General features: G+C 48.5%; 6 protein-coding genes. 4 read left to right on the plus strand and 2 right to left on the minus strand.

Going from position 1 to position 7,355, the window contains the following annotated elements; genetic code table 11:
• The first annotated feature begins 33 nt into the window (after positions 1-33).
• The 4 genes from ftsY (at position 34) to argH (ending at position 5,980) form a co-directional block, all read left to right on the plus strand.
• A complete protein-coding gene (gene ftsY / locus QUB61_RS32990) occupies positions 34-1,794 on the plus strand; it encodes a signal recognition particle-docking protein FtsY (protein ID WP_333134644.1) in 1,761 nt (586 codons plus the stop codon).
• Positions 1,795-2,589: 795 nt separating this feature from the next.
• Entirely contained in the window at positions 2,590-4,077 is a 1,488-nt protein-coding gene (locus QUB61_RS32995) for a PP2C family protein-serine/threonine phosphatase (protein ID WP_333134646.1), read from the plus strand.
• On the plus strand, positions 4,067-4,306 hold the full coding sequence (locus QUB61_RS33000; RefSeq protein ID WP_333134648.1) for a hypothetical protein: 240 nt from the start codon (positions 4,067-4,069) through the stop codon (positions 4,304-4,306). Before QUB61_RS32995 ends, QUB61_RS33000 begins: the two co-directional genes overlap by 11 nt.
• 288 nt (positions 4,307-4,594) lie before the next feature.
• Positions 4,595-5,980 carry an argininosuccinate lyase gene (argH, locus tag QUB61_RS33005; RefSeq protein WP_333134650.1) on the plus strand — a complete coding sequence of 462 codons (1,386 nt, stop codon included), beginning with the start codon at positions 4,595-4,597 and terminating at the stop codon, positions 5,978-5,980.
• A 495-nt stretch (positions 5,981-6,475) separates the two neighbouring features.
• On the opposite strand, the gene QUB61_RS33010 is transcribed toward argH, so the two are convergent.
• Positions 6,476-6,670, minus strand: a complete 195-nt coding sequence (locus QUB61_RS33010; RefSeq protein WP_333134652.1) for a hypothetical protein — start codon at positions 6,668-6,670, stop codon at positions 6,476-6,478.
• Positions 6,671-6,834: 164 nt separating this feature from the next.
• On the minus strand, positions 6,835-7,355 hold a 521-nt coding region (locus QUB61_RS33015; RefSeq protein WP_333134654.1), incomplete at its 5' end, for a transposase.

Raw genomic sequence — 7,355 nt, forward strand, 5'->3', positions numbered from 1 at the left:
GGACTAATAATTATTCTCTATTCCCCATAAACTATGGTATTTAATTGGTTTCGTCGCCAGTACAGCGAAAGCAAATCTTCAGAAAAAGAGACACCCCCCGAACAGCCCCAAGATGAGCCGGCCAAATCCGCACCGGTTGAGCCTCAAACAGATGCAACAGCAGAGGAAAGCTCTCCCGCTGTAGCCGAAGATTATCTCAATTGGGCTAAAGCTGCTTACAAAAATATTCAAAAACAGCAAAAACCCGAAACAGAAGTTTCCGAGACAGCAGGGTCCGAGGTGACAGCAGCCTCCACAGAAATCGCGACAGTTGCAGAAGTTGCAGAACCGACGACTATTGAAGCAAGGGAGGCTTACGAACTCGAACCAGCAACCACAGCACCAACTGTTGCAGAAGTTCCAGAAGTTGCAGAACCAGCGGCACTTGAAGCTACCGATGCGATCGAACTCGATGCAGCAGAGCCTGCAGAAATTGCAGAAACTCTGCAACCAACAGCCGGGGCGATCGACATTGCACCTATTGCTCAACAATTAGAAGTTACAGCAGAAAATATAGAAATTGCCGAACCTGCAACTGAGGTTGTAGAAACCGAATCACTGGCATCTGATGGCGCAGCAGCGGAAGCCCTGCCGTTTTGGGCCAGAGCTTCTGCCTCTCGGATGGAGCGCATCGAACGCCTCAAAGAAACCGCAATTGAAGAACCAGAGGCAATTGCAGCCGCCGCCGAGAGAGCGGCAATTATCGAAGAAATTCCCGGTTTCGCCTTTGACGAAGGCTTCCTGTGGTCTTCTGAAATCTTAGCCAGTCAAGGCCGCCGCCCAGACCAAGTATCGGTTGAAGAAATCACTTGGCTGCAAAAACTGCGGAAAGGCTTAGAAAGAACTCGCCGCAGCTTAATTAATCAACTAAAGGCGATCGTCGGTCAAGGCCCGCTCAATCAAGACGCGGTAGCGGAAATTGAGACTTTGCTGCTACAAGCCGATGTGGGAGTCGCAGCCACCGACATCATTATTACTCGCCTCCAAGAAAGACTCAAACAAGAAGTTCTGCCGCCAGAACAGGCTCTAGCCTACCTCAAAAGCATCCTGCGCGACATTCTCGACGCTCCCTGTGCCTCCACCGCCGCCGGCAATCCCGCCTACAGCCTGACATTTGCCCCGGAAAAAGACACTTTCAACATCTGGTTAATTGTAGGAGTCAACGGTGCGGGCAAAACTACGACGATCGGCAAACTAGCCCACGTTGCTCAAAAATCCGGCTACAAAACCCTGATTGCTGCCGCCGACACTTTCCGCGCCGCCGCCGTCGAACAGGTGAAAGTTTGGGGTTCCCGCAGTGGGGTCGAAATTATTGCCAACCCCGGGAAAAATACCGATCCGGCTGCTGTGGTGTTTGATGCGATCGCCGCCGCCAGCGCCCGAGGCACAGAACTGCTGATCGTAGACACCGCAGGCCGCCTGCAAAACAAAAAAAATCTGATGGACGAATTAAGTAAAATCCGTCGCATTGTAGATAAGAAAGCCCCAGGCGCTACCGTAGAATCTCTACTGGTCTTGGATGCCACACTGGGTCAGAATGGTTTGCGACAGGCAGAAGTATTCGCAGAATCGGCAAAATTAAGCGGAGTAGTATTGACAAAACTCGACGGTTCTGCTAAAGGTGGTGTTGCCCTAGCAGTAGTGCAGCAGCTCGGTCTGCCAATCCGGTTTATTGGAGTCGGAGAAAGCATCGAAGACTTGCGTCCGTTTTCTAGTTACGAATTTGTGGAAGCCCTACTCGATTTTAGATTTTAGATTTTAGATTTTAGATTGATGAGGTATCTGTGGTCGTCCCAATTTTTGGAGGCGGATACAGAGGTTCAAAATCTCAAATCCTTAACCTCAAACTACCATCGCAGGACTTGCGCCTCGCGCCACCCGGTGGCGAGTAAAAACTAAATATCTAGAAACAATACCTTTGTTCTGTTATTACTTGGTTGGGCTCAAAGCGCTCGTCATTAGCGTGTCAAATAAAGCTCAAATTTAGTATCAGTCTGCTGTCTGATTGCACAGTCTTCCCGATCCCCCTGGCGCCCCCCTGATAGTCGGGGGGCAGGAAATGGTCAAAGTCCCCGCAACGATTCGGGGACCCGCTGCGGTCGGTTGGGCCCCCCAAGTAAAGCAAGCGCCGTGGATTTAGGGGGATATAGACTCAGCTATAAACGAGATTTCTTAAGAATTTCAGACTTATAGCAACCGCCAAGACGGTTAGGACATTCTTAATCGCTGAAACCCTTGCTATTATTGCTTCTTCCTTCTTCCTTCTTCCGACGGACATCGGACTTCTGCTATAAGTTGATACCAATGTCCGGCGTGCCCAACTTACTTGCTCAAACCAAACTACTTGCTCGAAAAAAAACGGGTTTCTGTTCAAGTGGCCCGTAATATCGTTTCCGGTTGCATGGGTACGATCGAGTCAAGGTCAATAATTCCAGATTCCCCGACGGACGACTCCCGACTCCCCACTCCCTATCATTCCGGTGTAACCGGAATTGATATAAGTCCTCAATCCTTCCTTTTCCATCTAAGATAGAAAATCACAAATTTAATATGACTGCTGTGCCTTTGCCTCGCCCCTCACCTCAACCTGCTGACCGCCCTCCGGGTCGCAATTCCACCGATGCGACGCCAGTATTTGCCCTCAAAGAACTGGTGGCGCGTTTGCACCGATACCAGCACAACGTTCAAGATATGTTGGGTTCGCTGGGATTTGCCCTGCGCAGTTTTAACAATCTCAACCAATTTTTGGAGTTGGTGCCTTTGGTGGCGACTCGCGTTACTGACGCCGACGGGGGAGCTTTAGTGCTGTTTAAACCCAACGGTCAAGTCAGGTTCCAGCAGTTGCACTGTCAGGAAGGACGGCAGTGCCAAGATATGCGAAAAGCGCTGGAAATAGCCACCAGGCAAGCTACAGCCGGTGCGGGCGCGAATGCTGCATCTTTTTCGGAAACCTCTGGGCAAACCTCTAGTCTCGACCTGCAAGTCGGCCGTTATTTGGGTCCGGATGTTCATTTGTTTGGGGCGCCCATTTTACTTAAGAATTTGGAATGCGGACGGCTTTATGTTTTTAGCAGTGACCCGCAATATCTCTGGACTCCCAGCAGACAGAAATTAGTTCGGTTGGTGGCGGATCAAACCGCCGTGGCGATTTGCAAAGACGAACTTACTGTTAAGTTGGCTGAAAAAGACCGCTTAGACAGAGAGTTAGAAATCGGGGCGGAAATTCAATTGCGGCTGCAACCCCGCAGTTGTCCGAAAATTCCCGGCCTTGACGTGGCCGCCCGCTGCCAAACTGCTAGCAGAGTCGGCGGAGATTATTATGATTTTATTCCCGCTGACTATGACCCGATCGGCAAGGAAGATGAGGGGGAACACCCCCCATCCCTGATGAAAAATCTCAAGTCCAAAATCGACAAGGGCCGCTGGAGCATTGTGATCGGCGACGTGATGGGCAAAGGAGTGCCGGCTGGCCTGCTGATGACGATGACACGGGGTATGCTGCGGGCCGAGGTTTTGAACCGCCACTCGCCTGCGAGAATTTTGCAACATTTAAACCGGGTAATGCACGCGGATTTGGAAAATTCCCACCGTTTTGTGACTCTGTTTTATTCGGAGTATGACCCGAAAACTCGCGTTCTGTCTTATAGCAATGCTGCTCACCACCCGCCTTTGCTGTGGCAAGCTGCAACTAATTCGATTCTTCAGCTCGATACTTTGGAGGGAATGTTAATTGGGCTGGATGCTGATTCTCACTACCAAGAAGCGCACGTTCAATTGCAGCCAGGAGATACTATTATTTATTACACAGACGGATTTACGGATGCTGCTAATCAAAGGGGCGATCGGTTTGATGAGGATAACTTGACCTCGGCTTTTCAGTGGGCCTGTCAAAATTATCAGCATTCTGAAGAAATTTTGGATTATTTGTTCGATCGGGTTCACCAGTTTATCGGCATCGGCAATCGCAATGAAGATGACATGACACTGGTTGTACTTAGGCTAACAGCTTTAACAGGAGAAAATCACCATGATAGTTAATTTAATCCCGGAAATTACTGCTGGGTTAACCAGCTCGATTAATTGGAACGATGCTGCTCACGTGTTAGTTTTGAAATCTCATTTGAGTTGGACGGTGCTTTTGGGTCAAAGCTACGACATTTTTGCGGATGTCCAGAAAGCTTGGAACAATTTTGTTTCGACTGGTCAAATAGGAGCTTTTTTTATAGGTATTTTTATTGGCTGGTTCCTTAAAGGGATTATTCCTTAGAGTTCTTGTCTTTGAAGGTATCGGGAACGGATTAAAAAGGTTTTTAGCCAAAACTTTACTTCTTTCGGATGCAGCAAAAGTTTCACAATTTTGTAGTCAAGACTTCAGTTTTTTATGGTAAACAGATGTATAAAAATTTGGTAGTCAGGACTTGAGTTTTTTATTGCCGAATTTGGGAGGGAGGACTTGAGTCCCGACTACAAACCGGAGGAAGGACTAAAGTCTTTGCTACAAATGGGTTTTTATAGACTTCTGCAAGAGATATATAATCTAGTTTTAGCTTGAGCAATGACAACACAACAAAAAACTTGGAGTCAAAGATTTGAATCGGCGCTGCACCCGGCGATCGCCCGATTCAATGCTAGTATTGGCTTCGATATTGAATTGATTGAGTACGACTTGACGGGTTCTGTCGCTCACGCTAAAATGCTGGCAAAAACGGGGATTATTTCCGCAGCAGAAGGCGAACAGTTAGTCAATGGTTTGGAACAGATCCGCGAGGAATACCGCCAAGGGCTTTTTGTGCCGGGAGTTGAAGCAGAAGACGTTCACTTCGCTGTAGAGAAGCGGCTGACGGATATCGTGGGGGATGCGGGGAAAAAGCTGCACACGGCCCGATCGCGCAACGACCAAGCAGGTACTGATACTCGGTTGTATTTGCGCGATCGCATCGCATCCATTCGAGATCGATTGCGGGAATTTCAAGGGGTTTTGCTCGACATTGCCGATCGTAACGTGGAAACTTTAATCCCAGGTTACACTCATTTGCAGCGCGCTCAGCCGATCAGTTTGGCTCATTACCTGTTAGCTTATTTTGAAATGACCGATCGCGATTGGGAACGTCTCGGCGATATCTGCAAGCGGGTGAATATTTCGCCTTTGGGTTGCGGCGCGCTGGCGGGGACGACTTTCCCGATCGACCGACATTATACTGCCGAGCTCTTGCAATTTGACAAGGTTTATGCTAACAGCTTAGATGGAGTGAGCGATCGAGATTTTGCCATAGAATTTCTCGCAGCCGCTAGCTTGATTATGGTTCACCTGAGCCGGTTGTCAGAAGAAATGATTTTGTGGTCTTCTCACGAATTTGGATTTATTACGCTCAATGATAGCTGCGCTACGGGTTCTAGCATCATGCCCCAGAAAAAAAATCCCGACGTGCCGGAGTTGGTGCGCGGCAAAGCGGGGCGGGTGTTCGGTAACTTGCAAGCCTTGTTGGTTGTAGTGAAGGGACTTCCTTTGGCCTACAACAAAGATTTGCAAGAAGATAAAGAGGCTTTGTTTGATACCGTGAGAACGGTACAGGGTTGCTTGGAAGCAATGACGATTTTGCTGCGGGAAGGAATCGCGTTTAATGGCGCGCGCCTCGCCGCGGCTGTTACCGAAGACTTTTCTAACGCTACAGACGTAGCAGACTACTTGGCTGCCAAAGGCGTTCCCTTCCGGGAAGCTTACAACCTCGTCGGCAAAGTCGTCAAAACTTGCCTCTCGGGGGGCAAACTCCTCAAAGATTTGACACTTGAGGAGTGGAAAGACTTGCACCCAGCCTTTGATACAGACATTTACAGCGCGATCGCACCTCAGCAAGTGGTGGCGGCTCGCAATAGTTACGGGGGTACCGGGTTTGAACAAGTGAAAAAATCACTTATCGCTGCGCGCGATCGACTAGCCTAAACATCGTTGAATTATTGGACAAATTCCGGGTGGCTATCTCTCCTTAGAACGATCGTGTCTTCCACTCTGGTTCTAAGTTCGGCAGATAGCCTCAGCAATTAATCTTTGGAGTTTAGACTAAGCACAAATTGACTCAGCATGAGCTGAGTGGAAAAAATGGTTGATCAGCGAGAGGTTCTCAAGGTTAACTTACCAATTTTGTGGATTTTTGGAACCGACCTTTACCCTTTTTGACCACAGGATAGCGGCATCTTCGGGTGCGAGGTTTTCCCGTTTGCCATCCATCCGAGTTTCCTCGACGTTTGGGAGCAACAGTGGGAGTCCCAATCTTGATTAAAAGTGGAAGCATTGATTGTGCAACCCTGACCGGGGTCAATTCAGGTAGAGACTTTTGCCAGGGCAAACGAATTTCTCTGACGACATCTTTAGCTAACCATAATTGCCAGGTTAGTAAAGGCATCAAATCACTCTATCGAGAGCACTGTTCTGGGGTACTCAACTTCGGCGAGCCGTCCAATGTAAGGTTTGTTTAACTAACCGATACCAATGCTCGATGGTAAAACGACGCAGATATAGTTGCCAAATTTCAGCCAGAGATGGCATTTGGATACCAACCCACACTAACCATAAAGGTTGACTATTTAATCGACCCGTTACAGTTTCTAAACGTTCGACTAAAATTAGAGTCATTGGATGTTTGGGACTGCCTCGAAAGTGCAAGTCATCCCATTTTCACGGGCCGAATTTTTCCGAGTTTTGGCTCAACAGATTCCAGAGTTTGTTCGGGTTCCCACCAGCTTAGAGTGTCGTTAAGCTTAAACTGGTTCCCATGAATTCTTGGTCTTCCTTTACCACTATAAGATAGAGGTGCTGACCACAAACAACGAGAGCGAACGAATACGCATCACTTTATCGGCGGCGATGGCTGCGGTTGCTTTAACCAGAGGCGCACACCCATACTCACTGTCAAATAAAACAATCGGTCTATTCTGAAGATATTGGCACACTTGCGCCAATTGTTGAGCGCCTTTACCGATTGGGTTGTCCCAACTCGTAATACGTTCGTGTCTCAAAGGCAGCGCCCAACTGCCACTACTTTCAGGTATCCAGGCAATCGTACTATATCCTTGACCGATGCCGACAGGTATGCCGTGAGGTAAGGCCGTGGGTTGATGTTCATAGGTGCGTTCTTTGAGGGTAGGTGCATGGGGTCTTAACCACGCTGTATGATCGATCGCCAATACTGGACGTTCTACTTGTGACATCTGTTGGATGTACAGTTGCATCAACTTTTTTCGGTCTGGGCTACAATCTTGCAGGGCTTCGTAGACGCTTGACCATTCACGTCGAAATAAAGGACTGAGGGCCTCATCTC

The sequence above is a fragment of the Microcoleus sp. C2D2 genome (assembly GCF_036702495.1).
Taxonomy (GTDB): Bacteria; Cyanobacteriota; Cyanobacteriia; order Cyanobacteriales; family Microcoleaceae; genus Microcoleus.